The organism is Flavobacteriales bacterium (assembly GCA_016700415.1).
Lineage (GTDB): Bacteria > Bacteroidota > Bacteroidia > Flavobacteriales_F > PHOS-HE28 > PHOS-HE28.
In genome coordinates, this window is the sequence record CP065018.1 from 2,010,963 (window position 1) to 2,037,693 (window position 26,731).

Here is a 26,731-nt window from a genome sequence, read left to right on the forward strand (position 1 = left end):
TCACTGCTCCCCATACCGCGGATCCGGCTTCCACGGCAATTTCTCCACCCACTGCGTACGCAGGCTCACATGGCCGAACTCCTCCTCCACCACACCGGTGAGCCGGTATACGCCGCGCCCGCGGAACGGGAAGCGCGCCGCCACGGAAGGGAATTGTGTGCTGTCCCAGAGGTCGCCTGCGGTATCGATGAAGGAGCCGAAGGTCATCCGTTGGCCGCGCTGCGTATCGGTGGCCTTCACATGCACCATGTAGCCGAGCATCAGCACCCGCTTCCCGATGTGCTGATGCATCTCGCTTTTGAGGATAGTGATCGGTGAATGGCCGTTGGTGAATGGGGCAGATCGCGTATTGTTCTTCCATTCACCATTCACCGATGACCATTCACCGTATTCCACCAACGTGAACGGATCGCACAACGGAAAGCCCAGCAGGTCCAGTTCATCGTAAGCATCGGCCAGCGGAAAGTGATGCAGTTCCGGCAGCATCGGCTCTTCCACTTTCGTGATGAACAGGTCCGCCATCGCGGCAGCATTCACCGGCCCGACGTGCAGCAGGGCGAGGTCCCACAACAGTTGCGGCTTGCTTCTTCCGGTGAAGCGCAGGGCACCCACACGGATGAGAATGCGCGCTTGTTCCAAGGGAAGTGGCACGCGATGTAAAAGATCCGGCAGGTCGGCAAAAGGTCCATTGCGCTGACGATCGTGGAGGATGAGTTGTACGGTCTCGTCGGTGAGGCTTTTGATGTTGGCGAGGCCGAGGTAGATGCGGGGGGGAAGGGTGTGTGAGTGCGAGGTTGAGGGAGGCAATGGGAGTAAGGGAGGTGAAGGAGGTAAGGGAGGTAAGGGAGGCGAGGGAAGTGACGCGGTCACCGTTCTACATTCTACATTTTTCATTTTACATTTTTCATTCCTATCAGGGCTGCCTAGCGTACACAGCTCCCCGCTCGAATTCACACACGGCGCTTCGATCACCGCGCCTTTCCGCTTCGCTTCGTGCAGATAAAATTCGGTGCTGTAGAATCCGCCAAAGTTGTTCGCCACGCCCACGAGAAATTCCATCGGATGGTGCGCCTTCAGATAAAGGCTCTGGTAGCTCTCCACGGCGTAGCTGGCGCTGTGCCCTTTTGCAAAGCTGAAGCTGGCGAAGCTTTCGATCTGCCGCCAGATCTCCTCAGCCTGTCCGGCGGGATAGCCGCGTGCCTTGCAGTTGGAGAAAAACTTCTGTTCCACCGCCTTGAACTCGGGTCGTTCGCGGAAGCGTGCCGTCATGCCGCGCCGCAGCAGGTCCGCTTCCTCCAGATCGAGGCCCGCATAGAGGTGCGCTACTTTCAGCACGTCCTCTTGGTACACCATCACGCCGTACGTCTCGGGCATGATGGCGAGGAGTTCCTTCGGCGCTTGCTTCAGGCGTTCGGGGTTGTTGTGCCGCAGCAGGTATTCGCGCATCATGCCGCTCTCGGCCACGCCCGGCCGGATGATGCTACTGGCCGCCACCAGCGTGAGGTAGTCTTCCACCTGCAGCTTCCGCAGCAGCATGCGCATGGCCGGGCTCTCCACATAAAAGCAGCCCACGGTATCGCCCGTGCGCAGGATCTCTTTGATCGCCGGGTCTTGTTTGAAACGCGGGATGTCGTGGATGTCGATGCGAGGCGCGGAGGGTGAATGTGGGCCGCGGAGCATGCCTTCGGCAGCCAGGGTGCGCGGACCTGCCTGCCGGTCAGGCAGGGGCGCGGAGAAGAGTGAGCCGTTCGCGTCGCGGCCAAGCCTGACAACTGACAACTGACAACTGGCAACTGACGCACGGGCCTCCACCAACTCCACCGCATCCCGGATGTGCCCCAGTCCGCGCTGGCTCAGCAGGTCGAATTTGTGCAGACCAAGATCCTCCGCTTCCAGCATGCTGAACTGCGTGACGGGAAAACCCTTCGGTGGCCGGTGCAGCGCGGTGTAGCAGGTAATGGGCGTCTCGCTGACCAGCACGCCGCCCGCGTGGATACCGAACTGGTGTGGCATGCCAAGCAGGTGGTTCCCATAGCGGATCACCACCTGCGCGATCCGGTCCAGGTCGCCGCGCGCTCCTTGGGGCAGGCTTCGGTAGTCGCGGTAATGCTCGCGCACGCTCGCAGCCAGCGCGTCGATCTCCGCAGGCGGAAGGCCCAACGCCTTGCCCAACTGCCGGATGGCACCGCGCCATTGGAAGGTGGTGTAGGTGGCAAGCTGTGCCACATGGTGATGCCCGCCCTTCCCCTGGCCAAAACGGGAGAACACGTACTTGTACACTTCGTCGCGGTCCTTCCAACTGAAGTCGATGTCGAAGTCCGGCGGCTTTTTGCGCGCTGTGCTGAGGAAGCGCTCGAAGTAGAGGTCCAGCTCGATCGGGTCCACGTCGGTGATGCCGAGGCAGTAGGCGACCATGCTGTTCGCGCCGCTACCCCGGCCCACATGGAAAAAGCCCTTGCTGCGGGCGAAGCGCACGATGTCCTGGTTGATGAGGAAGTAGCTGATGAAGCCCATGCGCTCGATCACGTCCAGCTCGTGCTCCATGCGCGCGATCACCTTCTGTGAAGCGTTCGGATAGCGGTAGCGCAAGCCTTCCAGCGTGTCGCGGTGCAGCTTTTCGCGATCACGTGTGATGCTTTCGCCGAAGACCTTCAGCGTCTTGTCCGTGCTGTCGAAAGCGATGGTACATTGCTCCAGCAGTCGTTCGGCATTTTCCACCAGTGCAGGATGATCGCGGTAGAGCTGGCACACTTCTTCTTCACTGCGGAAGACCTCGTCCGGCGCCGCGAGCTCTTCCGCAGGCAACATGCTCACCAGCGTGTTCTTCGCCATGGTGCGCAGCAGGCGGTGCGTGTTGTAGTCGCGCTTGTTGCGAAAAGTGACGGGCAGCAATGCGACGAGGTCCTGCGGCCGTTTCGCCCACGGACTGAAAGGAAGCCGCGTGAGTTCGGACGGCTTGATACCGATGCGCTCATTCGGTTTCAGCATGCGCGGCGATGTGTTGAAGGGCAGGATGAAAAAGGCATCTGAAAGTTCAGGTGGTTCTTCCGGCAATGCTTCGCCATCGAGCAGGTGCGGGCTCAGCAGCTCGTTCAGTTGTTGGAACCCGTCGTTGTTCTTGGCCAGACCGATATACAGCAGTCGTGGCCCTTGGCGGAATTCAATGCCCGCGACCGGCCGGATGCCGTGACCTTCCGCAAGGCGCACGAAGTCCGGAACCCCGGCGGTGCTGTGGATGTCGGTGAGCGCGAGGGTGCGTACGCCCGCCTTGTGCGCCTCCTCCAAGAGCGCCTCGGGCTTCATCACCCCGTACTTGAAACTGAACCAGCTATGCGCGTTGAGAAACATGATCGACGATTTTATTGGCGATCTTGTGACGCATAATGTAGCAGTTTTTGTGTCCTCAGGTCCGATACATATCGGACCCCTGCGGGAGATCGCTGAGGGAGCTAGTCCCATCAACGTCTCACGAAGTGGACGTTGCATGCATCTGCATTCTTCGTGCCCTCATGATCTCCATCGGGAGATCGCTGAAGGGACTAACCCCAGCGCCCCGTTACTTTGCAGCAATGGCCAACGCACAAGACCATCCCCTCCAGCTTACCAATACCCTCACGCGGAAGAAGGAGAACTTCATCCCACTTGACCCTCCGCATGTCGGCCTGTATGTCTGTGGGCCTACGGTATACAGCGATGTCCACCTCGGCAACGTGAGGAGCTTCCTCACCTTCGACATCCTCTTCCGCTGGCTCGGCTACCTCGGCTACACCGTGCGCTACGTGCGCAACATCACCGACGTGGGGCACCTCGTGGACGACATCGACGAGGGCGAGGACAAGATCGCGAAGCGTGCCCGCATGGAACGGCTGGAGCCGATGGAGATCGTGCAGAAGTACACCAACGGCTTCCACGATGTGATGCGGCTCTTCAACATCCTCCCGCCGAGCATCGAACCAACGGCAACCGGCCACTTGATCGAGCAGATCGTGATGATCGAACGCATCATCGCCAACGGCTATGCCTACGTCGTGAACGGCTCGGTGTATTTCGATGTGCCGAAGTATGCGGAAACACATGCCTATGGCGAGCTGAGCGGCCGGAAGATCGAGGACCAGATGGCCAACACGCGCGGTACCGAAGGCCAGGAGGAAAAGCGCAGTCCGCTGGATTTCGCGCTGTGGAAGAAGGCCGAGAAAGACCACCTGATGCACTGGCCTTCCCCATGGGGTGAAGGCTTCCCCGGCTGGCACTTGGAGTGCAGCGTGATGAGCACGAAATACCTCGGCCTCACCTTCGATATCCACGGCGGCGGCATGGACCTGAAGTTCCCGCACCACGAGTGCGAGATCGCGCAAAGCGTTGCAGCCGATGGCGTGGCACCGGTGCGTTACTGGATGCACGGTAACATGCTCACCGTGGAAGGCCGGAAGATGGCCAAGAGCGAGGGCAATGGCTTCACGCCGGAAGAACTTGTGACCGGCGACCACAAACTGTTGGAGCGCGGCTACTCGCCCATGACCGTGCGCTTCTTCATGCTGCAATGCCACTATGCCAGCACGCTGGACTTCAGCAACGCCGCCTTGCAGGCCGGGGAAAAGGGCCTGCAACGATTGATGGCCGCGAACGATATCCTCGCCAAGTTGAAGCCCGGGACAGAAGGCACCTCATTCGAGGTGGACGCGTTGGTGACAGCCTGCAACGCCGCCATGAACGACGACCTGAACACGCCGGTGATGATCGCGCACTTGTTCGATGGCGCACGCGCGATAAACGGTGCGAACGATGGCAACGTGGCTCTTTCACAAGCGGACATCGATCAGCTAAAGAAGCTCTTCAGCGACATGCTCTTCACCGTGCTCGGCTTGCAGCCGGAAGCCGAAGCGAAAGCCGGTGATGGCCTCAGCGATGGGCTGATGAACGTATTGCTCACCATGCGTGCCGACGCGAAGAACCGCAAGGATTTCGCAGCGAGCGACCTGATCCGCGACAAACTCACCGAGCTGGGCGTAACGGTGAAGGACACGAAGGACGGGCCGGTGTGGGAGAAAGTGTGAGCTTTTCACCACAGAGGCACGGAGAAGAGGTGATCGGAGTTTCTGGTACAGGGTATCGAGTACGGGGTACCGAGTACAGGGTACAATGCCAAGCGTGCTGCATTGTACCCAATACCCTGTACCCTATACCCTGTACCTTTTTGCATTCCTCTGTGTCCTCCGTGCCTCCGTGGTGAACTTCTTACCCCGATCTTTACCCCCATGCAATGCCTTTCCTACCGCGTCCTCGGCCTTGGCCTGATCGCGCTCTTTCTCGCCGCCTGCCAACCGGAGACCGCACCTACCAGCACCACGGTCGAGCCGAACCTTCCCGCGCTTCCCCCTGTACCCTTGTTCAATGGCGACAGCGCCTATGCCTTCGTGGCCAAGCAGGTGGCCTTCGGGCCGCGCGTTCCCGGTAGCGCCGCGCACAAAGCCTGCGGCGATTGGATGGTGGAAAAGCTGAAGAGCTACGGTGCCACAGTGATCGAGCAGAACGCCATGGTCACCATCTATAGCGGGCAGCAGGTGCCCATGCGCAACATCATCGCCAGTTGGCAGCCGGAGAAGAAGGACCGCATATTGCTCTTCACGCACTGGGATTCGCGTCCCTTTGCGGATCAGGATTCCGTGCGCCGCAACGAGCCCATCGACGGCGCGAACGATGCGGGCAGCGGCACCGGCGTGCTGTTGGAGATCGCGCGGCAATTGGCGGAACATCCCACCCAGCCCGGGATCGACCTGTTCTTCAACGACGTGGAGGACATGGGCGCGCCGCGCGAGGCCATGGGCGGCGACCAACGCGACTCCGAGGATTCATGGTGCCTCGGCACGCAGTACTGGACCAAGAACCCGCACGTGCCGAACTACAAAGCCCGCTATGGGATCCTGCTCGATATGGTGGGGTCGAAAGATGCCGTCTTCCCCAAGGAAGGATACAGCATGCGCTACGCCTCCGGCATAGTGAACAAGGTTTGGAAGGCCGCCGCAGCCGCGGGCCATGGCGACCGCTTCCTCAGCGAGACGCGCAACTTCGTGGGTGTGGACGATCATGTCTACGTGAACGAGAACATGAACATCCCCAGTATCGACATCATCGCGTACAATCCGGCCACCGGTGGCTTCCCCGCAACGTGGCACACCCACGCGGACAACCTGGCCAACATCGACAAGGAAAGCCTCCAGGCCGTGGGCGCCACCGTGGCGCAGACCGTCTGGACGGAGCGCAAGTGAGGCATCAGGCCCGGGGCCTGAAAAAAATAGTATGCCCTCCTATCGTGATCTCATGATGGAGTCAGGGCTATCGGGTCTTAATTTCTCGCGCCTATCGGCGCTTCGCACAGCATGCAAGGAACCACGGATACACACGGATGTACACGGATGAGGGACAGCATAGAGCAATGGATCCCTAAGCATGCGCTCATCGACCTTGGGGCTTGGATCCGTGTTGATCCGTGTCCATCCGTGGTAAAGAACACGCGATCTTAAGCGCCCTGCGGGCGCTCAAGACCCGATAGCCCTGCATGATGGAGTACACTTCATGTCGATCCTGTCCTACATTCGATCTTCCAGATCCATCCTGATGAAAAAATTCTTCTCCCTCATTCTGTTCCTGCCCACCCTCGTTCACGGCCAGGCCTTGGTCGCCACATCGCCCGAGGATCGCACCGCGCTGCTGGAGGACTATACGGGCATCCATTGTGTGAACTGCCCAGACGGACATGTCATCATGGCTTCCATCGCCGCAGCTAATCCGGGACTGGTCTCCTTGGTGGGCATCCATGCCGGCGGCTTTGCCGTGCCCAGCGGAACGGAACCCGACTTCCGCACTCCGGAAGGCAATGCGCTGAACTCCTTCTACGGGGTTTCCGGCTATCCATCAGGGGTGATCAACCGGCATGCCTTCACTGGTGGTACCGTCCGGAACCGTGGCTATTGGGTGAGCGATGTGGCGGAGATCCTCGCGCTCCCCAGCCCCGTCAACGTGGGCGTGGAAAGCAGCTACGACGCGGGCAGCCAGCAACTAACGGTCCATGTGCAGCTGTACTACACCAGCGACAGCCCCGGAGGAGATGACCATATTTCAGTGTTGGTCACCGAAGATCATATCATAGGTCCCCAAACGGGAGGTTCGGTCCCCTACGACCACATGCATGTGCTTCGGGACTACCTCACCGACATCTGGGGCGAGGCCGTGAGCACCACTACCACGGGCACCGCCGTGGATCGCACATACACCATGACCGTTCCGGCGGCATGGAACATCGCCAACTGCGAGGTCACCGCCTTCGTGGGTGAATACCAGAGCGACGTGTACCAGGCCCGGACCGTTGCGGCGGACGGGGGACAGACACTGGTCGCGGGTTCGCTCGGCGAAGTCACCGATCCGTATCAGGGCGGAGCAAGCGCGTCCACATCGACCTTTACTACCGGCCTGTTCAACCAAGTGGGCAACAGCGCTGATTACATGATCAACCTCACCAGCACCGATGCCCCGGCCTCTTGGGGGACCGCCGTGCAGGTGGACGGGAACCCGGTCGCCAACGGGGCCACGTTCACAGCGGGCGATGGCGCCACGGCCCAGATCGCCGTACAGATCACCCCGGACGCCACGCCCGGCGTCGGCAACTACCTGATCACCATCACCTCCGTCGACTTCCCCGATGCCGCGTTGATGCAGCAGGAGGTCCATGTGATCAGCGGTGTGCATGACCTGATCGTGACCAACCCGGAGGCCGAGCCTTGGAAGGCGCTTTACACGGCGTCCATGGTGCAGGCCGGAGAACTCGCATTCGCCCATGCCACGCGCGAACAGTTCACCAAATTCGGCCAGGCCAATGCCCTCGGCGGTGTGCTCAACGTGTATCGCAATGTGAGCTGGACCTTCCCCAGCCTGACCAATGACGAGGTGGCGGTGCTCACGGACTTCATGGACAACGGGGGCAACCTGATGATCGCCGGGCAGGACATCGGCTGGGACCAGAGCGGTGCAACCGGCTCTTATGGCACGCCCACCACACAGGCATTCTACGCCAGCCACATGCTCGCAACCTTCTTCGCGGACGGCAGCACCTCGAACAGCGTGGTGGATTTCACCGACGCGGACCCCGTGTTCGGAGGGCTTCCGAACGCGACAGTAGCCGATGTATTCGCCGGTAACACCTATCCGGACCAGATCACCCCGATCACCCCAGCCACGGGCATCCTTACATACAACACCGGTTCGCTCATTGGTGGCCTTCGCGCGCAGACGGCCAACTACAAACTGGTGTATTTCGGCGTGGGGCCCGAGCAGATGGCCGATGCCGCCACCGGCCGGATGATGATCCAACTGAGCCACGACTGGTTCTACGGGACCGTGGGCGTATCGGAATTCGATGCCGCCATCGGATCCATGGGCCAGGCTTATCCCGTGCCCGCCGACGGGCAGCTCACTATTCCCGTGAGCGGCCTGCAGCACAATGCCACCTTGGAGGTCTTCGATGCCACGGGCCGTTCCGTGTTCGAGCAGAACACCTCGAACAACGGAGGCAAGATCGTCCTCAACACCAGCGGGCTTTCCGATGGTGTGTACAGCTACCGGCTCCGCACGGCCAACTCCACAGGTACCGCCAGGTCCTTTGTGGTTTCACATTAACCTCAAACCATCCTTCAGTAAAAGGCCTTCCGCATGGAGGGCCTTTTACTTGCAAGTCCCACGGGGGCATCAACTCGATACCCTGTGTTGGGACGATGAACCACCTTTTATGAGGAAAATCATGGGAAGATCCCAAATTCTTTTTAGACTTGTAGGGCCATCCAACCCGGCGTTAACGACATTTGACACGAACCCGGTCCGATCGCTTTCCGTCAACAGCAAGCAACCTTTTCCCCTTCTCCCGTCTACCCACAACAATCCGCACGCACTTGCCGGTCCACTCGTTCCCGAACTGTTCGTACCGGACCCACGCCTTCGACCCGATCCCTTGTAAGCCAACACCACCCTTCCTTGAAACCCTAAAACCCAAACACATGAATCATTCAAACCCATCAACACCACAGCGGCGAACGTCGCGGTGGCGCAATGGACTGCTCGGCATGGCTGCCGCGCTGTTCATGGCACCTGCGGCGAATGCCCAGGTGACAGGCTATACTTTCGCTACAGGTAGCGACCCTTATGTGGCACTTGCCGGTGCAACGACCTTCTCCATCAATGGTGGTGGGGGAACGGCCGATGACGGATATTCAGCGCTCCAGCCGATCGGCTTCTCCTTCAATTTCGGAGGAACCGCGTTCACGCAGTTCTCGATGCATTCGAACGGCTGGCTCCGTTTTGGCGCTACTGCGTCTGCAACGGACTACTCTCCGATGGACAACGGGACCATGAACGACCTTGTGGTCTTCAACGCTCGGGACCTGAACAATTCAGGTGCGGTGTACAGTTACTTGCTCACCGGATCACCCGGCAGTTACATCTGTAAGATCCAAGCGAACAACTTCTACCGCTATAACACCGCCGCGCATCTCGGCAACGCCCAAGTTTGGCTGTATGAAGCCACCGGAGCGATTGAGATCCGTTATGGCACATATGCCGCTACTTGGACTAGCGGAATTGCCCAAGTTGGTATTCGCACCACGACTACCGATGTACGGAAAGTTGTTTCCGCTACATGGGCTGGCGTAACCTCTGGTAGTACGGACGGTGCTGGTAACACAGCGGGGATCACGCAGGCAACCACCAACCAAGTGGTGAGCGGCACCCTGTTCACCTTTACCCCTCCCGTCGTATGCACCGGTACACCGGATCCCGGTACTGTGCCTTCGTCAGCCTCTGCTTGTAGCGGAAACACAGTGACCTTAACTGCTACTGGACTTACCGCCGGAACGAACATCACCTACCAATGGGAGGAATCTCCTGATGGGATCGGTAGCTGGGCCGACGTAGTTGTTGGTACCGGTGGTACTACTGCTTCGTACACTACGGATGCCATTGTCGGCACGCGTTACTTCCGTATTCGTACCGATTGTTCTACGGGGCCTAATTCGAACAACTCGAACGTGGCTACGGTATCCGTGACCACAGGTGGCATTGATGAGGACTTCAGCAGTGGCACCATCATCGGCAATTGCTGGAGCCAATCTGGCACCGGTTCCGCTGTGAACCTCCGCTATGTTGCAACAAGTGCATATGGGACCGGAACAGGTTCTATTATGTGGGACTACTACTCCCAGAGCGGAACGACGTTAACGTTGATCTACACAAGCCCTGTGATCACCGCGATCGGAAGTGGAATGCAGCTTGAATTCGATGTTGCTGCACCCCAGTACAATGCTACTTCCATTGATTCCATTTACCTCGAGCAGTCGAGCAATGGTGGCACCACTTGGTCGGTCGTAGTTGCAGGCTCGAATGAGGTGGGAAGCACCTTCAATACGTTGCCAGCTTCTACCACGGAATACAACACCCCCGCAAGCGGCGACTGGCAGGCTCGTGCATTCCCGCTTACTGCTGGCACCAACCGCGTTCGCTTCCGTGGTGTTTCCAAGTTCGGTAACAACATCCATATCGATAACATTGCACTTGGTGCAGCACCTACTTGCCAAGCCCCAACGGCAGTTGGCGCCAGCAACTTGACCGGTACAACTGCCCAGATCGGATGGACCTGCACAAGCTGCACGGGCACTTTCATTGTTGAGTACGGTGCCACTGGATTCACACCTGGCACAGCTGGTACCGCCGGTGCTGGTGGAACCATCTGGACCGGTGGCCCTGTTGCCAGCAGCCCGGTAACCATTACCGGCTTGACCCCAGTTACCGGTTACACCGTGTACGTGCGTGAAGTATGCCCCGGACCGGACTACAGTCCGAACAGTTTCGCGACGAACTTCACTACGCCTTGCGCGACTTACACGCCGGACTACACACAGGACTTCACGGCTTACGTTCCTTCTTGCTGGTCAGAAGCGACAGGCCCCATTACCGGACCTACCACATTCGGATCTTCCGGATGGAGTTCCGGCTCGTTCGGTTACGTTGGCTCACCTAGTGCCAAAGTGGAGATCTATTCCACCGGTGGCAAAGAGTGGTTACTTACCCCGATCTTCGACCTCTCCGCAGGCGGTTACGAACTGAACTTCGATGTGGCTCTTACCGCTTGGCTTTCTTCTTCAGCCGATGTCATCGAAGCGGATGATGCAGTGTACCTGATGCAGTCCATCGACGGTGGAACAACGTGGACCACGATCAATACGTGGAACAATGGCAACTCGCCTTCGAACACGGGAGACAATACCACGATCAACGTTTCCGCAGTGACCAGCTCCACCACACAGTTCGCCTTCTTCATGTTGGAAGGTGCTACTTCCGGTGGTGACAAGGACTTCTATGTGGACAACTTCCAAGTGCGGACACCTCCTGCCTGCGCTGCCCCAAGCGCACTGACTGCGATCAATGCAACCACCACCGGTGCGGATCTGGGCTGGACGGAGAACGGTACAGCAACTGCTTGGGACCTGGAGATCGGCGCTGCCGGCTTTACACCAAGCGGAACACCTACGGACAACGTATCGTCCAACCCCTCCACATGGACTGGTGGAGTAGCTAGTACGGCCTACGATTTCTACGTACGCGCCGATTGTGGCGGCCCTGGCGTGAGCATTTGGGTCGGACCGTTCACCTTCAACACCACCTGTGCTGCGGTGAACGTGCCTTACACCCAGGACTTCGAAAGCGCAACAACACCGGCCATGCCTGCGTGCATGTCCGTAGAGGACCTGAACGGTTTCAACACCTGGATCACCGCATCGTCGACCACGTTGGGTCCGGTGAGCAAAGTTGCACGTTACCCGTACACCTACTCGGCGGATGCTGATGATTGGATGTACAGCCCGGGGATCAACTTGGTGGGCAGCACGCCGTATACCCTTAGCTACACCTATGGCGCCAACGGCTATGACGAATCGCTGGAGGTGTACTACGGAACTTCCGCATCGGCAGCCGCAATGACGAACTTGGTGGTGGACAACGGCACGTTCGATGATGCTCCTCACACCGTTTCCTACACCATCACTCCGGCTTCTACCGGCGTGTACTACTTCGGCTGGCATGCCTACTCCATTTCCGCAGCCAATGGAATCTGGAGGTGGACAACATCAGCTTGATCGTAACGCCTGCTTGCCCTGATCCGAGCGCACTCAGCGCGACCAGCTTGACCTCTTCGGGTGCAAACCTAGGTTGGACGGAGAATGGAAGCGCCACGGCATGGGATCTGGAGATCGGCACGACCGGTTTCACACCCAGCGGAACGCCTACGGACAATGCTGGCACCAACCCATACACATGGGCAGCCGGTACGCCGAATACAGGCTATGAATTCTACGTACGTGCCGATTGCGGCATGGACCTGAGCGCTTGGGTCGGACCTTACGGCTTCACCACGCTAGCTGTGCCTCCGGCCAATGACAACTGTGGTGGTGCGTACGGGCTGACCGTGAACCCGGACCTCGCTTGCGGCACGGTCACTGCCGGTACGATCGCTGCTGCCACGGCATCGCCCGAGAGTGCCGCAGCATGCTCTGGCACGGAAGACGATGATGTGTGGTTCTCGTTCGTGGCGACAGCCACTTCACACACCATCAGTATCATCAATATCACAGGTAGTACGACAGACCTCTACCACAGCGTGTGGGAAGGTGGTTGCGGATCGCTCACCTTGGTACCTGGTACCTGTAGTGACCCCAATTCCAGTACCCCAAGTGGTCTGTCCATCGGTAACACGTACTTCTTGCGTGTCTACAGCTGGACTTCGACCCCAGGGCAGACCTCGAGCTTCGATGTCTGCATCGGTACACCTCCTCCGCCACCTGCGAACGACCTGTGCGCGAACGCGATCCCAGTGGGTGCGAACTCAGTGACCCCGGGCACGACCGTTCTCGGCACGACCACCGGCAACCCCGGCTACTGCGACTATAGCCTGAGCACGGCACCGGGCGTATGGTACACCGTGCAAGGGATCAACGGCATGATGACCGCCGACGTCTGCGGCGCCGGCTGGGACACCCGGATCGGCATCTTCACCGGCAGTTGCGGCGCATTGACCTGCCTGCAGGGCGACGATGACGGCTGCGGGTTGCAAAGCACCACCACTTGGCTGGGCCTGATCGGCACCACCTACTACATCTATGTCACCGGCTACTCGACCAATACCGGTACGTTCAACCTGACGCTGAGCAGCGTGCCCGGCAACTCCGTGGTGGTGGCCATCAACACCGATGCCAGCCCGAGCGAGATCGGGTGGGAGCTCACCGATGCGAGCAATATCACGATCGCCACCGGTGGACCTTCCGCTATCAGCGGTTTGGACCAGCAAACCGTCCTCTTGGACGCGCTGCCTGCCTCCGCCTGCTACGGCTTCACGCTGACGGACAGCTACGGTGACGGCATCATCGGCGGCAACTGGCAGCTCAAGACCATGGACGGCAAGGTACTGGTGGGCGATGATTTCGATGGCGGAGGTAATTCGCCTTCCCTCACCCCGGCCTACGCACCTTACACGGAGCACACTTTCTGCCTGCCTCCGGGCCCGGCCAATATCGCGAACAAGTCCTGCGGGATCCTCAACTTCAGCATGAACAGCTACGTGTATTGCCGCAACGTGGCCGGAGCGGGCAACTACCAGTTCGAGTTCTCCAACCCCGATGCAGGCTACATCCGCCGCATCGCGGTGAACACCAACAAGGTGCGCTTCAACCAGATGAACACCAGCCCGCTGACACCTGGCGTGAAGTACTTCGTCCGTGTCCGCACCAACGACGCCGGCCCCTTGGCCAGCGCCCACTTCGGCGCGGGTTGCGAAGTGGCCATATCGTCGACGGTGCCTTGTACGGAGCTGATCAGCGCTCCCACCTACGGGCATTCCTGCGACGAGAACCGCACCTTCAACACCAACAACAGCTTCATCTATGCCACGCCGGTGGTGGGTGCGACGGAGTACCAGTTCCGCATCTTTATCCCCAGCGAGGGCTATGATGAGACCTTTATCCGCAGCACCTACATCCTGCAGTTGAAGTGGAACAACCATCCTCCGATGGTGAACGGCTCCACATACAACGTGCAAGTGAACGTGAAAGTCGGCGCCACCTACAGCGGCTTCTGCGGCAATACCTGCACGATCACCATCGACAACGCCCCCCGCCCGGATGCCAGCATGGAGCAGGCCAATGGAACAGCGACGATGTGGCCGAACCCGGTGCGTGAAAGTCAGGTCAACCTGAGCATCGACGGTATCCAGGACGCGGACCAACAGATCACCGTGGACATCCAGGACATCTACGGCAAGCAGGTCTTCGCCAAGGCGTTCGGGAACAGCGGTGAGCGATTCACCACCATCCTCGACCTGCCGGGCGACATCGCCAGCGGGGTCTATATGGTCAACATCACCGTCAACGGGAAGAAGACCGTCCAGCGGTTGAGCATCATCAAGTAGACGGCAGGTCCCGGCTGCCTCCTCGATGGAGGCGCTGGACCGAAAGTCTGCGCAGAACGCAAAAGCCCCTCCGGCAACGGGGGGGCTTTTTGCATCCGCCCCGTTCACACGGAGACGGCCATAAACACCTTTCCATCATGGGAAAACGGCGACCTATCGAAAATAAAATACCAAGTACGGTCCCAACCTCCTACTTTGCTGCCTCCATCAGGAACACCGAACTCCACAAAACATGATATTGACTTCACTAAAGCTCCGCTCGCTTCAGATCTCCTTTCTGTTCCTTGCATTTTTCGTCGCATCCGGGCCGCTCCAGGCCCAGGACGTCATCCCTACATCCGTGGATGTGCAACTGATAGAAGGAGCGTCTTCGAACCAGCTCTTGGTCCAGATAAAAACACACAGCACTGCGGGTTTCGGCGGAGTTCTGAGCGCACTCACCTTGACCATCCGCTATGACAACGCATCCGGTGCGGCATTGGGCGGCGGAGCAACCTTCTGCAACGGTTGGAGCGCGTTCACTCCTTCCCCGGTGGTCGTGGACGGCGGGATCGCCTACCGCACCTATAACGGGTTCGGCCTCACCCGGCTGGACGCTGACGCATTTGATAATGGATGCGAGACCACCATTGCGCCGGAAACCTGGTTCACCATCACCACGATCCCCGTGGCGGGAGGCGGCTGCACGGCCTTCACCTTGGGCAATGACGCCTTCACCACCGCCAACAACCGCGATTTCTTCATTTCCATGGGGGGCGAAGAAGTTACCGGGGCGGTGATCAGCGGAGCCGTTAACGGTGGGGTCTGCACACTGGACTGCCTCGGCGTACCCGGCGGAACAGCCATCATCGGATCTTCCTGCGATGACGGCAACGCCAACACCGGCAACGATGTCTACGACGCCAACTGCGATTGCGTCGGGCAACTGAACGACTGCCTCGGCGTACCCGGCGGAACAGCCACCATCGGTTCTTCCTGCGATGACGGCAACGCCAACACCGGCAACGATGTATACGATGCCAACTGCGACTGCGTCGGACAACTGAACGACTGCCTCGGCGTACCCGGCGGAACAGCCACCATCGGTTCTTCCTGCGATGACGGCAACGCAAACACAGGCAACGATGTATACGATGCCAACTGCGACTGCGTCGGTTCCCTGAACGACTGCCTCGGCGTACCCGGCGGAACAGCCACCATCGGTTCTTCCTGCGATGACGGCAACGCCAACACCGGCAACGATGTATACGATGCCAACTGTGATTGCGTCGGTTCGCTGAACGACTGCCTCGGCGTACCCGGCGGAACAGCCACCATCGGCTCTTCCTGCGATGACGGCAACGCAAACACCGGCAACGATGTCTACGACGCCAACTGCGACTGCGTCGGACAACTGAACGACTGCCTCGGCGTACCCGGCGGAACAGCCACCATCGGTTCTTCCTGCGATGACGGCAACGCCAACACCGGCAACGATGTCTACGACGCCAACTGCGACTGCGTCGGACAACTGAACGACTGCCTCGGCGTACCCGGCGGAACCGCGACCATCGGATCCTCCTGCGATGACGGCAACGCAAACACCGGCAACGATGTCTACGACGCCAACTGTGATTGCGTCGGACAACTGAACGACTGCCTCGGCGTACCCGGCGGAACCGCGACCATCGGTTCTTCCTGCGATGACGGCAACGCAAACACCGGCAACGATGTATATGATGCCAACTGCGACTGCGTCGGACAACTGAACGACTGCCTCGGCGTACCCGGCGGAACAGCCACCATCGGTTCTTCCTGCGATGACGGCAACGCAAACACAGGCAACGATGTATACGATGCCAACTGCGACTGCGTCGGACAACTGAACGACTGCCTCGGCGTACCCGGCGGAACAGCCACCATCGGATCTTCCTGCGATGACGGCAACGCCAACACCGGCAACGATGTCTACGACGCCAACTGCGACTGCGTCGGACAACTGAACGACTGCCTCGGCGTACCCGGCGGAACCGCGACCATCGGATCCTCCTGCGATGACGGCAACGCCAACACCGGCAACGATGTATACGATGCCAACTGTGATTGCGTCGGTTCGCTGAACGACTGCCTCGGCGTACCGGGCGGAACGGCGACCATCGGCTCTTCCTGCGATGACGGCAACGCCAACACCGGCAACGATGTCTACGACGCCAACTGTGATTGCGTCGGACAACTGAACGACTGCCTCGGCGTACCCGGCGGAACAGCCACCATCGGATCTTCCTGCGATGACGGCAACGCCAACACCGGCAACGATGTCTACGACGCCAACTGCGACTGCGTCGGACAACTGAACGACTGCCTCGGCGTACCCGGCGGAACCGCGACCATCGGTTCTTCCTGCGATGACGGCAACGCAAACACCGGCAACGATGTATATGATGCCAACTGCGACTGCGTCGGACAACTGAACGACTGCCTCGGCGTACCCGGCGGAACAGCCACCATCGGTTCTTCCTGCGATGACGGCAACGCAAACACAGGCAACGATGTATACGATGCCAACTGCGACTGCGTCGGTTCCCTGAACGACTGCCTCGGCGTACCCGGCGGAACAGCCACCATCGGTTCTTCCTGCGATGACGGCAACGCCAACACCGGCAACGATGTATACGATGCCAACTGTGATTGCGTCGGTTCGCTGAACGACTGCCTCGGCGTACCCGGCGGAACAGCCACCATCGGCTCTTCCTGCGATGACGGCAACGCCAACACCGGCAACGATGTATACGATGCCAACTGTGATTGCGTCGGTTCGCTGAACGACTGCCTCGGCGTACCCGGCGGAACCGCGACCATCGGTTCTTCCTGCGATGACGGCAACGCCAACACCGGCAACGATGTATACGATGCCAACTGCGATTGCGTCGGGCAACTGAACGACTGCCTCGGCGTACCCGGCGGAACCGCGACCATCGGTTCTTCCTGCGATGACGGCAACGCCAACACCGGCAACGATGTATATGATGCCAACTGTGATTGCGTCGGGCAACTGAACGACTGCCTCGGCGTACCCGGCGGAACAGCCACCATCGGCTCTTCCTGCGATGACGGCAACGCCAACACCGGCAACGATGTATATGATGCCAACTGCGATTGCGTCGGGCAACTGAACGACTGCCTCGGCGTACCGGGCGGAACGGCCACCATCGGTTCTTCCTGCGATGACGGCAACGCCAACACCGGCAACGATGTATACGATGCCAACTGTGATTGCGTCGGTTCGCTGAACGACTGCCTCGGCGTACCCGGCGGAACGGCGACCATCGGTTCTTCCTGCGATGACGGCAACGCCAACACCGGCAACGATGTATATGATGCCAACTGCGACTGCGTCGGACAACTGAACGACTGCCTCGGCGTACCCGGCGGAACAGCCACCATCGGCTCTTCCTGCGATGACGGCAACGCCAACACCGGCAACGATGTATACGATGCCAACTGCGACTGCGTCGGGCAACTGAACGACTGCCTCGGCGTACCCGGCGGAACAGCCACCATCGGATCCTCCTGCGATGACGGCAACGCCAACACCGGCAACGATGTATATGATGCCAACTGCGACTGCGTCGGGCAACTGAACGACTGCCTCGGCGTACCCGGCGGAACAGCCACCATCGGATCTTCCTGCGATGACGGCAACGCCAACACCGGCAACGATGTCTACGACGCCAACTGCGACTGCGTCGGACAACTGAACGACTGCCTCGGCGTACCCGGCGGAACGGCGACCATCGGCTCTTCCTGCGATGACGGCAACGCCAACACCGGCAACGATGTATACGATGCCAACTGCGACTGCGTCGGGCAACTGAACGACTGCCTCGGCGTACCCGGCGGAACAGCCACCATCGGATCCTCCTGCGATGACGGCAACGCCAACACCGGCAACGATGTATATGATGCCAACTGCGACTGCGTCGGGCAACTGAACGACTGCCTCGGCGTACCCGGCGGAACAGCCACCATCGGATCTTCCTGCGATGACGGCAACGCCAACACCGGCAACGATGTCTACGACGCCAACTGCGACTGCGTCGGACAACTGAACGACTGCCTCGGCGTACCCGGCGGAACGGCGACCATCGGCTCTTCCTGCGATGACGGCAACGCCAACACCGGCAACGATGTATACGATGCCAACTGCGACTGCGTCGGACAACCTATCGGTACGTTGGACTGCGAAGGAGTGCTTGACGGACCAGCACTTCCCGGAACCGCGTGTGATGATGAAAATGCCTCGACGACCAACGACACATGGAGCGCTAATTGCACCTGCTTGGGGACTCCAGTGGGGCCGTGTTCTGGTGATCAGGTGGTCGTAGCGATCAACACCGACGGCAACCCGGACCAACTCACCTGGGAGATCACCGATGAGAGCAACGTCGTGATCGCCGCTGGAGGACCGGCCGCCGTTGAGAACAACATGCTGGTAAGTGAGGTCGCCTGCTTGGGAGCAGCACCCGCAAGTGCCTGCTATGGCTTCCGCCTCTACGACAGCTTCGGCGACGGCATCAGTGGCGGGAACTGGCAGCTCAGGACCATGGACGACAAGGTGCTATTGGGCGATGATTTCCCCAACGGAGGTGATTCACCTTCGCTCACCCCGGCCTACGCAGGCTACACGGAGCACAGCTTCTGCCTGCCTCCGGGTCCCGCCCAGATCGCGAACAAGTCCTGCGACATCTTCAATTACACCATGAACAGCTACGTCTATTGCCGCGATGTGGCGGGAGCGACGAGCTACCAGTTCGAGTTCTCCGATCCCGACGCCGGCTTCATCCGCCGGATCGCTGTGAACACCAACAAGGTGCGCTTCAACCAGATGAACACCAGCCCGCTGACACCCGGTGTAAAGTACTTCGTCCGGGCACGTACCAACGACGCCGGACCCATGGCCAGCGCACACTTCAGCACGGGCTGCGAGGTGGGCATGAGCGTACCTTTCTCGGTGACCTGCTCGGAGCTGATCAGCGCGCCCACCTACGGGCATTCCTGCAACGAGAGCCGCGCCTTCAACACCAACAACAGCTTCATCTACGCCACGCCGGTGGTGGGTGCGACGGAATACCAGTTCCGCATCTCCATACCCGGAGAAGGCTACGATGAGACCTTCATCCGCAGCACCTACATCCTGCAACTAAAGTGGAACAACCATCCTCCGATGGTGAACGGCTCCACCTACAATGTGCAGGTGAACGTGAAAGTGGGCACGCTGTACAGTGGTTTCTGCGGGGACGTCTGTACCATCACCATCGACAACAGCGGCAACCGTCCCGAAGCCGGCATGGCGCAGACCGCGGGAACAGCCACGATGTGGCCGAACCCTGTGCGTGAGGGACAGGTGAACCTGACCATCGACGGCATCCGGGATGCGGAGCAGAACATCACCGTGGACATCCAGGACATCTATGGCAAGCAGGTCTTCGCCAAGGAGTTCGGGAACAGCGGTGAGCACTTTACCACCATTCTCGATCTGCCGGGCGACATCGCCAGCGGGGTCTACATGGTCAACATCGTAGTGAACGGACAACATTCCGTGCAGCGGTTGAGCATCATCAAGTAAGCGCAGAACTTCCACTTTTCCCCATCTGAGGGATCCGGAGTCCACGATGTACGGAAAGCCCTTGCGGAAACGCAGGGGCTTTCTGCTTTTACCATAACATTATTCCGCAATGAAATATCCCCATTTATGGGTATTGCCAATGGCCCGGACATCCTGTTGCTTCGCACTGTGGCACTGACCCCACTTTCCCGCTTCCCGTTGAAGGAGCACTTCGGGCGGCATTTATAAGGAAAGACGGACCGTCGGTCACATTAGCGGTAGCGCGGCAGTAGGCAACGGACGCGCACCCTGCGAAGGCCCCTTCGGCAACGAAGGGGCTTTTCGCTTTCCACCTTCACCCGGTTCCGTCCCGATCGTGCTTTCTTTGGCAATCCATGGGCACCCTTGGTTACTACTTGATCCTTCCGTTGATCTACGGCATCTCGCTGCTGCCCTTCCGTGCCCTGTACCTCCTGAGCGACGTGTTGGAGTTCGTGTTGTTCCGGATCATCGGTTACCGCCTGAAGGTGGTGCGCGAGAACCTGCGGAACAGCTTCCCGGAAAAGTCACCGGAGGAATTGTCGCTGATCGAACGGAAATTCCGCCGTTGGTTCTGCGATTTGATGCTCGAGACGGTCAAAACCCTCACTATTCCGACCGCGACACTGGAGCGACGCATCACGGTGGAAGGGACGGAATTTCTGAAGCGGTATTTCGATGCGGGCACGAGCGTGATCCTCGTGATGGGGCACTGGGGCAACTGGGAGCTCGGGGGGGCACGTTTCAGCCAACTGCCCTATCACCGGTTGAACGTGATCTACCACCCGCTTGCGAACAAGCACTTCGACGGCCTGTTCATCCGGATGCGCACCCGCTTGGGCAATGGACTTTACCCCATGAAAGAGACGGTGAAGTGCATGCTCCGCGACCGGCACCAAGTGACGGCCACGGCTTTTATCGCGGACCAGACACCTGCTCCGGAACATGCCTACTGGACCACCTTCCTCAACCAGGCCACACCCGTTTTTTGGGGCACGGAGAAGATCGCGCAAAAACTCGACCGGCCCATCATCTACTTAGGCATCGACCGGCCGAAGAGAGGGCATTACGTAATGCGGTTCGAACCGCTCGTGGCAGACCCGAAGAACACTTCGGAGGGCCTCATCACCGAATTGCACACCAAACGATTGGAGCAGGACATCCACACGCGCCCGGAGATCTGGCTTTGGACGCACCGCCGGTGGAAGCACAGGCCTCCGGCATCAATGCCATTCCGCCCGGCGTAACTTTGCACCATGCTTCAAGGCAAAGATCTCATTCTGGCCACCCGTGCCTACGCGAAGGAATATCGCGGCCGTAGCTGGTGGCATGTCATCATCACCCTTGTGGTGCTGGCCGCAGGCTATACCGGCGTATTCCTCCCCACCCCGATCTGGGCCAAGGTGATCTGCGGCTTATTGGTGGCCCTCACCTTGGGCCGCATGTTCGTGATCTACCACGACTTCCTGCACCAGAGCATCCTCCAGCACTCGAGGGCCGCCCGCGGGATCTTTACAGTCTTCGGCTGGTACATGCTGGCCCCCGTGAGCATCTGGGAGCGCAGCCACAATTACCACCACGCCCATAACAGCAAGCTGTACACCAGCAGCATCGGCTCCTTCCCCATCGTCACCAAGGAGAAGTATTTAGCCTCACCCAAAGGGGAGCGCACCATCTACATGTTCATCCGCCACCCGATCACCATCGGTCTGGGTTACATCTTCATGTTCCTCTACGGCATGTGCATCCGCTCCTTGGTGAGCAACACGGGCAAGCACTGGGACAGTATCGTGGCGCTGGTCTTCCACATCGCCGTGGGCACGGGCATCTTCCTGCTCGCAGGCTGGCCGGGGCTGGTGTTCGGCTTCTTCGCCCCCTTCGTCATCAGCCTTGGGCTGGGTTCCTACCTCTTTTACGCACAGCACAATTTCCCCGGGGTGCAATTCGCCGAGAAGGATGGATGGACCTACCACGATGCGGCGTTGAGCAGCAGCAGCCACATGCGCATGAGCGGGGTGATGCGTTGGTTCCTTGCCAACATCGGCTACCACCACATCCACCACCTCAACCCCCGCATCCCCTTCTACCGGTTGCCGGAGGTCTACAAGGCCATCCCCGAACTACAGAAGGCAAAGGTCACCAGCCTGCTGCCTTGGGACGTGATCAAGTGCCTTCGACTGAAGGTGTGGGACACCGCCAAGCAGCGCATGGTGGGGCGGCGCGAGATCTACGCATAGATCCGTTCCCGGCGTCTCGCCGGTCGAACGGTCCGCCCGCTCCACGGGCGGAAGCCATCCTCTGAACGCAGGCGGCTACCTTCGGCCCGTCCGTAAACCGAAAACCCGGACCCGACGGCATGCTCGCAACGGAAACCATCGTTAAGAAATACGGCGACCATCTCGCGTTGGACGGCGTAAGCATAGAAGTCCCTACGGGCAAGGTCTTCGGCCTGCTCGGCCCCAACGGCGCCGGGAAGACCACATTGATCCGGATCATCACCCGCATCACCGGCCCGGACAGCGGCAAGGTGCTCTTGAACGGAAGACCCATGACCGAGGCCGACGTGGCTACCATGGGCTATCTGCCAGAGGAGCGCGGGCTCTACAAAAAGATGAAGGTGGGCGAACAGGCCGTTTATTTCGCCCGGCTGAAAGGGATGGACAAGAAAGAGGCCACCAAGCGGCTCAAGGACTGGTTCGAGCGCTGGGACATGGCCACCTGGTGGAACAAGAAGGTGGAGGAGCTCAGCAAGGGCATGGCCCAGAAGGTCCAGTTCATCACCACCGTGCTGCATGGCCCGCAACTGTTGATCCTGGACGAGCCTTTCAGCGGCTTCGACCCCATCAACGCGGAGCTGATCCGCTTGGAGATCCTGCGTATGCGCGACGAGGGCGTCACGGTGATGTTGAGCACGCACAACATGGGCAGTGTGGAGGAGCTCTGCGAGCACATCGCCCTGATCGATCGCAGCAAGGTGGTCCTCCATGGCAGCGTGAAGGACATCCGCAAACAATACAGCGACTCCACTTACACCATCGAATTCAAAGGGTCGAAGGTGGCCTTTGCCAATGCATTGGCCTACCACGGCGAGCTGATCGACCCCAAAGAGGACGGCGGCCTGTGCACGGCACGGGTGAAACTCCTGCACGGTGCCACGCTGAACAACGTGCTGGCGGCGACCATGCCAGTGGCACAGATCCTCGGCGTACATGAACTGGTGCCCGGCATGCACGACATTTTCATCAGGGCCGTGAGCGAAAAAGCGCCGGAGACCATTTCCACGGACATGACCGAATAAGGATGGACATGCGCAACAACACCACGGCAACTCTCAACGCTTCCTGAACCATGGGCAAGACCGGATTGATCATCTGGCGGGAATTCATCACCCGCGTGCGCAAGCCCAGCTTCCTCATCATGACCCTCCTGGGCCCCCTCCTAATGGTGGGCGGCATCACCTTGGTGGTCTACCTCGGCATGCAGGAGAGCGGCATCCAGAACATCGTAGTGGTGGACAAGGCAAACTTGCTGACGAACAAATTACAGGAGACCGACGACATCAAGTTCTTCTACGAGCCGCAAGACATTTCCGACTCCGTGTTCAAGGCCAGCCCTTATACCGCCATGGTGGAGGTGAACCCCTTGATCTTGGAGAACAACACCATCCAGGTGTTTTACAAGAGCCTGCCCAGCCAAAGCGTGCAGAACTACCTCTCCACCCAGATCGAGAAGGTGATCGAAAAGGAAAAGCTGCGCGTGAACAACGTGGATCCCGAGGTCTACCAGAAGATCAAAACCGCTTTGAACATCCAGCTCTTCGACATCGACAAGCAGGGTAAGCAAAGCTACGACCAGGCCAAGGCCGGCATCGGCTTCGCGTTCGGCTATCTCATCTTCATCTTCATATTTCTGTATGGTGTGCAGGTGATGCGCGGGGTTATGGAGGAAAAGCAGAACCGCGTGGTGGAGGTGCTCATCAGCTCGGTGAAACCGTTCCAACTGATGATGGGCAAGATCGTCGGGGTGGCCATGGTGGGCCTCACCCAGTTCCTGCTTTGGGTCGTCATTTCCTTGGTGCTCGGGTCCGTGGGCATGTCCTTCGCCAAGGACGCGATCTCCAGCTCCGCACTGGAAAAGGGCAACGTTCAAATGACCACGCAACTGCACTCCCAGTTCGAGGAACAGGCACAGGTGCAGGACCAGGAAAGCCCGAACGAACAATTGGACGTGATCATGGACATCTGGAACGACCTGCCCGTAGCGGCGATCCTCGGTCTGTTCCTGTTCTATTTCCTCGGAGGCTATCTTCTTTACAGTTCGCTTTTCGCTGCCGTGGGTTCGGCGGTGGATGCCGAGACGGACACGCAGCAGTTCATGATGCCCATCACCATTCCCATGATGGTCGGGCTCTTCATCGCCCAGACTGCGGTGTACAACCCGGACGGCCCGGCGGTGTTCTGGTGCTCGATCATTCCGTTCACATCACCGATCGTGATGATGGTGCGCGTGGCCACCGGGAACGCTTTTGAGCACCTCGGCGAACTTTTCCTGAGCATGGGCCTGTTGATCGCGACGTTCATCTTCACCACCTGGCTCGCGGGCCGCATCTACCGCACAGGGATCCTTATGTACGGCAAGAAGGTCTCGTGGAAGGAACTGGGGAAGTGGTTGTTCTATCGCGGATAATTCTGAGTCGGGGGTCGGGAGTCTTTGAGTCGGGAGTCCGACTCACGACTCAAGACTCACAGACTCACGACTGCACTTATGAAAGTTGCTGTCATCGACCTCGGTACGAACACCTTCAAATTGCTGGTGGCCGAGCAGCATAGCGGAAGCCAAAAGGGCCTTCACGTACTGCATACGGAGGAGCTCTCCGTTTTCCTGGGCCGGGGCGGAATTGAAAGGAAGGAGATCACGGCAGAGGCATCCGCTCGCGGAATGGAGGCCTTGCGCATACTGATGGATACGGCGGGAGAGCTTGGCGCGGAACACGTGAGCGGATTTGGCACCTCGGCCTTGCGGAATGCACGGAACGGCGAGGCCTTCGTGGAAGAGGTGCACAAGGAGCTTGGTCTGGTGATCAGGATCATTCCCGGTGAGGAGGAAGCCGGTTTGATCCTGGACGGCGTTCGCCAGGCGGTACCGTTCGGGAAGAAGCCCATGCTGGTGATGGACATCGGCGGGGGAAGCACGGAGTTCATCCTGGCCACCGATCGATCACTGATGTGGAAGCACAGTTTCGAACTCGGCACCACGCGCCTGTTCGAACGCTTTCCCGATATCGACCCCATGGGCATGAACACCCAACTGCGCATGGCCCAGCACATGGATGCGCAACTGGAGTCCTTGTGGTCCGTAGTGGACCGGCATTGGCCCACCACCTTGGTCGGTTCCGCAGGCTCTTTCGATTCCATCGCGGCGATGATCGCCTTGGAACGAGGCACGCCGATAGCAACGGATACCGTCTCCCTGACTTTCGATGCCACGGAATTCGATGCCTTGAAGGATCAGTTCTTCGCCATGACGCGCGATCAACGCTCGGCCATGCCCGGGCTGCCCGCGCACCGCGTGGACACCATCATTCCCGCGATGGCGTTGATCGAGCGCGTCCTTCTGCACGGGATGCATCAACTGCAGTGGAGCAAGTATTCCCTGAAGGAAGGGGCGGCGGCACGCATCCTCCCATGAGGAAATAAGAAAAGGAGGCGGGGCCGCCTCCTTTTCCTGTCCGATGATCGCTTACTGCTTCATGAAGGAGCGCATGTTACGCCTGCCATCGGCCATGCGCACGCCTAGGAGGTAGCGACCGACAGGAAGATCGGACACGTGCATTTCCACTTGTGCCTGTCCCGTGCTCATGGTCTTCACGGTGCGCCCCGAAAGGTCCAGTATGGTGAGCTCGGCCATCGGGATGGCCGTGGTCACGGTAAGCAGGTCCGTTGCCAAGGTGGGGCGGACGGTCAGCTCAGGTAAGGCGTTGGGCTCATCGATACCGGTAAAATTCCCGAAGCTCAGTTCGTCCAACGAAAGGGTGCTGCCTGCAATGCCCGCCCCGGCGCTGGACATAATGACAATGATCGCCTTGTCAGGCACGTCCGGACTGACGTAGATGATCGACATGCTGAAGGCTTGCCAAGCAGCTTGGGTACCCGCCACACTGATACTTCCCACGCCCACGGCCTCATCGCTTTGGCTAGTGGTATTGAATTTGCTCAACGTTACCGTGATGAACCCGGCATCACCGGTCTGAATAGCATGTTTCCACATACCGTTCAAGGCCTCGGGCCGTGCCGCATAAGGAAAACCGGTCATCCCGTTGGCATCCACGGCCGTCAATTGGCCCGGTATCACGCCAACGCCTGCCATGGCAAGTGATGTCAGCTTCACATAGCTGCTTCCCACCGCGCCTGGTGTTCCCTTTTCACAGGAAAGCCCCGCGCCTTGAGAGGTGGTCATCTGATTGATCGTTGTCCATTGCACCGGGTCCTGATAGCTGCCTACCGTGATCCAGTTCTCGAAGCCCGCATTGGGGATCTGTGCCATGGCCGGCACCGTGGCAAAGACGGTGGCAGCAAGAAGAATGTGTAGTGGTGCTTTCATGGTGCGGCGAT

Annotated in this window: 13 protein-coding genes; 11 read left to right on the forward strand and 2 right to left on the reverse strand. The window is 59.4% G+C overall.

Translation table 11 applies throughout. The features are described from left to right. Nucleotides 1-3,348, reverse strand: coding sequence for a DNA polymerase III subunit alpha (locus tag IPP95_08470; protein QQS71234.1), 3,348 nt, complete (start codon nucleotides 3,346-3,348; stop codon nucleotides 1-3). Nucleotides 3,349-3,569: 221 nt separating this feature from the next. Here IPP95_08470 and IPP95_08475 point away from each other — a divergent pair, with 221 nt between their 5' ends. The 11 genes from IPP95_08475 (at nucleotide 3,570) to IPP95_08525 (ending at nucleotide 25,808) form a co-directional block, all read left to right on the forward strand. Further along, nucleotides 3,570-5,054, forward strand: coding sequence for a cysteine--tRNA ligase (locus IPP95_08475; GenBank protein QQS71235.1), 1,485 nt, complete (start codon nucleotides 3,570-3,572; stop codon nucleotides 5,052-5,054). A 201-nt stretch (nucleotides 5,055-5,255) separates the two neighbouring features. Further along, entirely contained in the window at nucleotides 5,256-6,266 is a 1,011-nt protein-coding gene (locus IPP95_08480; protein QQS71236.1) for a M28 family peptidase, read from the forward strand. A 349-nt stretch (nucleotides 6,267-6,615) separates the two neighbouring features. Next, on the forward strand, nucleotides 6,616-8,670 hold the full coding sequence (locus tag IPP95_08485; GenBank protein ID QQS71237.1) for an Omp28-related outer membrane protein: 2,055 nt from the start codon (nucleotides 6,616-6,618) through the stop codon (nucleotides 8,668-8,670). A 440-nt stretch (nucleotides 8,671-9,110) separates the two neighbouring features. After that, complete coding sequence (locus IPP95_08490; protein ID QQS71238.1) at nucleotides 9,111-12,173, forward strand: hypothetical protein; 3,063 nt, start codon at nucleotides 9,111-9,113, stop codon at nucleotides 12,171-12,173. Next, entirely contained in the window at nucleotides 12,155-14,497 is a 2,343-nt protein-coding gene (locus IPP95_08495) for a T9SS type A sorting domain-containing protein (GenBank protein ID QQS71239.1), read from the forward strand. The genes IPP95_08490 and IPP95_08495 overlap by 19 nt, the downstream gene beginning before the upstream one ends. 232 nt (nucleotides 14,498-14,729) lie before the next feature. Next, complete coding sequence (locus tag IPP95_08500; protein ID QQS71240.1) at nucleotides 14,730-20,102, forward strand: T9SS type A sorting domain-containing protein; 5,373 nt, start codon at nucleotides 14,730-14,732, stop codon at nucleotides 20,100-20,102. Between the two features lie 374 nt (nucleotides 20,103-20,476). Beyond that, nucleotides 20,477-21,367 (forward strand): lysophospholipid acyltransferase family protein, encoded by an 891-nt coding sequence (locus IPP95_08505; GenBank protein QQS71241.1) that lies wholly within the window; start codon nucleotides 20,477-20,479, stop codon nucleotides 21,365-21,367. A 9-nt stretch (nucleotides 21,368-21,376) separates the two neighbouring features. Beyond that, nucleotides 21,377-22,357, forward strand: coding sequence for a fatty acid desaturase (locus IPP95_08510; protein ID QQS71242.1), 981 nt, complete (start codon nucleotides 21,377-21,379; stop codon nucleotides 22,355-22,357). Nucleotides 22,358-22,476: 119 nt separating this feature from the next. Beyond that, nucleotides 22,477-23,418: an ATP-binding cassette domain-containing protein gene (locus IPP95_08515; GenBank protein ID QQS71243.1), complete on the forward strand. Its 942-nt coding sequence runs from the start codon at nucleotides 22,477-22,479 to the stop codon at nucleotides 23,416-23,418. 50 nt (nucleotides 23,419-23,468) lie between these two features. Then, complete coding sequence (locus IPP95_08520) at nucleotides 23,469-24,806, forward strand: ABC transporter permease (GenBank protein ID QQS71244.1); 1,338 nt, start codon at nucleotides 23,469-23,471, stop codon at nucleotides 24,804-24,806. A 78-nt stretch (nucleotides 24,807-24,884) separates the two neighbouring features. Continuing rightward, the gene (locus IPP95_08525) at nucleotides 24,885-25,808 is read left to right on the forward strand and encodes a phosphatase (GenBank protein QQS71245.1); all 924 of its coding nucleotides are present in this window, start codon (nucleotides 24,885-24,887) and stop codon (nucleotides 25,806-25,808) included. Nucleotides 25,809-25,859: 51 nt separating this feature from the next. On the opposite strand, the gene IPP95_08530 is transcribed toward IPP95_08525, so the two are convergent. Next, nucleotides 25,860-26,720 (reverse strand): hypothetical protein, encoded by an 861-nt coding sequence (locus tag IPP95_08530; GenBank protein QQS71246.1) that lies wholly within the window; start codon nucleotides 26,718-26,720, stop codon nucleotides 25,860-25,862. Between the last annotated feature and the right edge of the window lie 11 nt (nucleotides 26,721-26,731).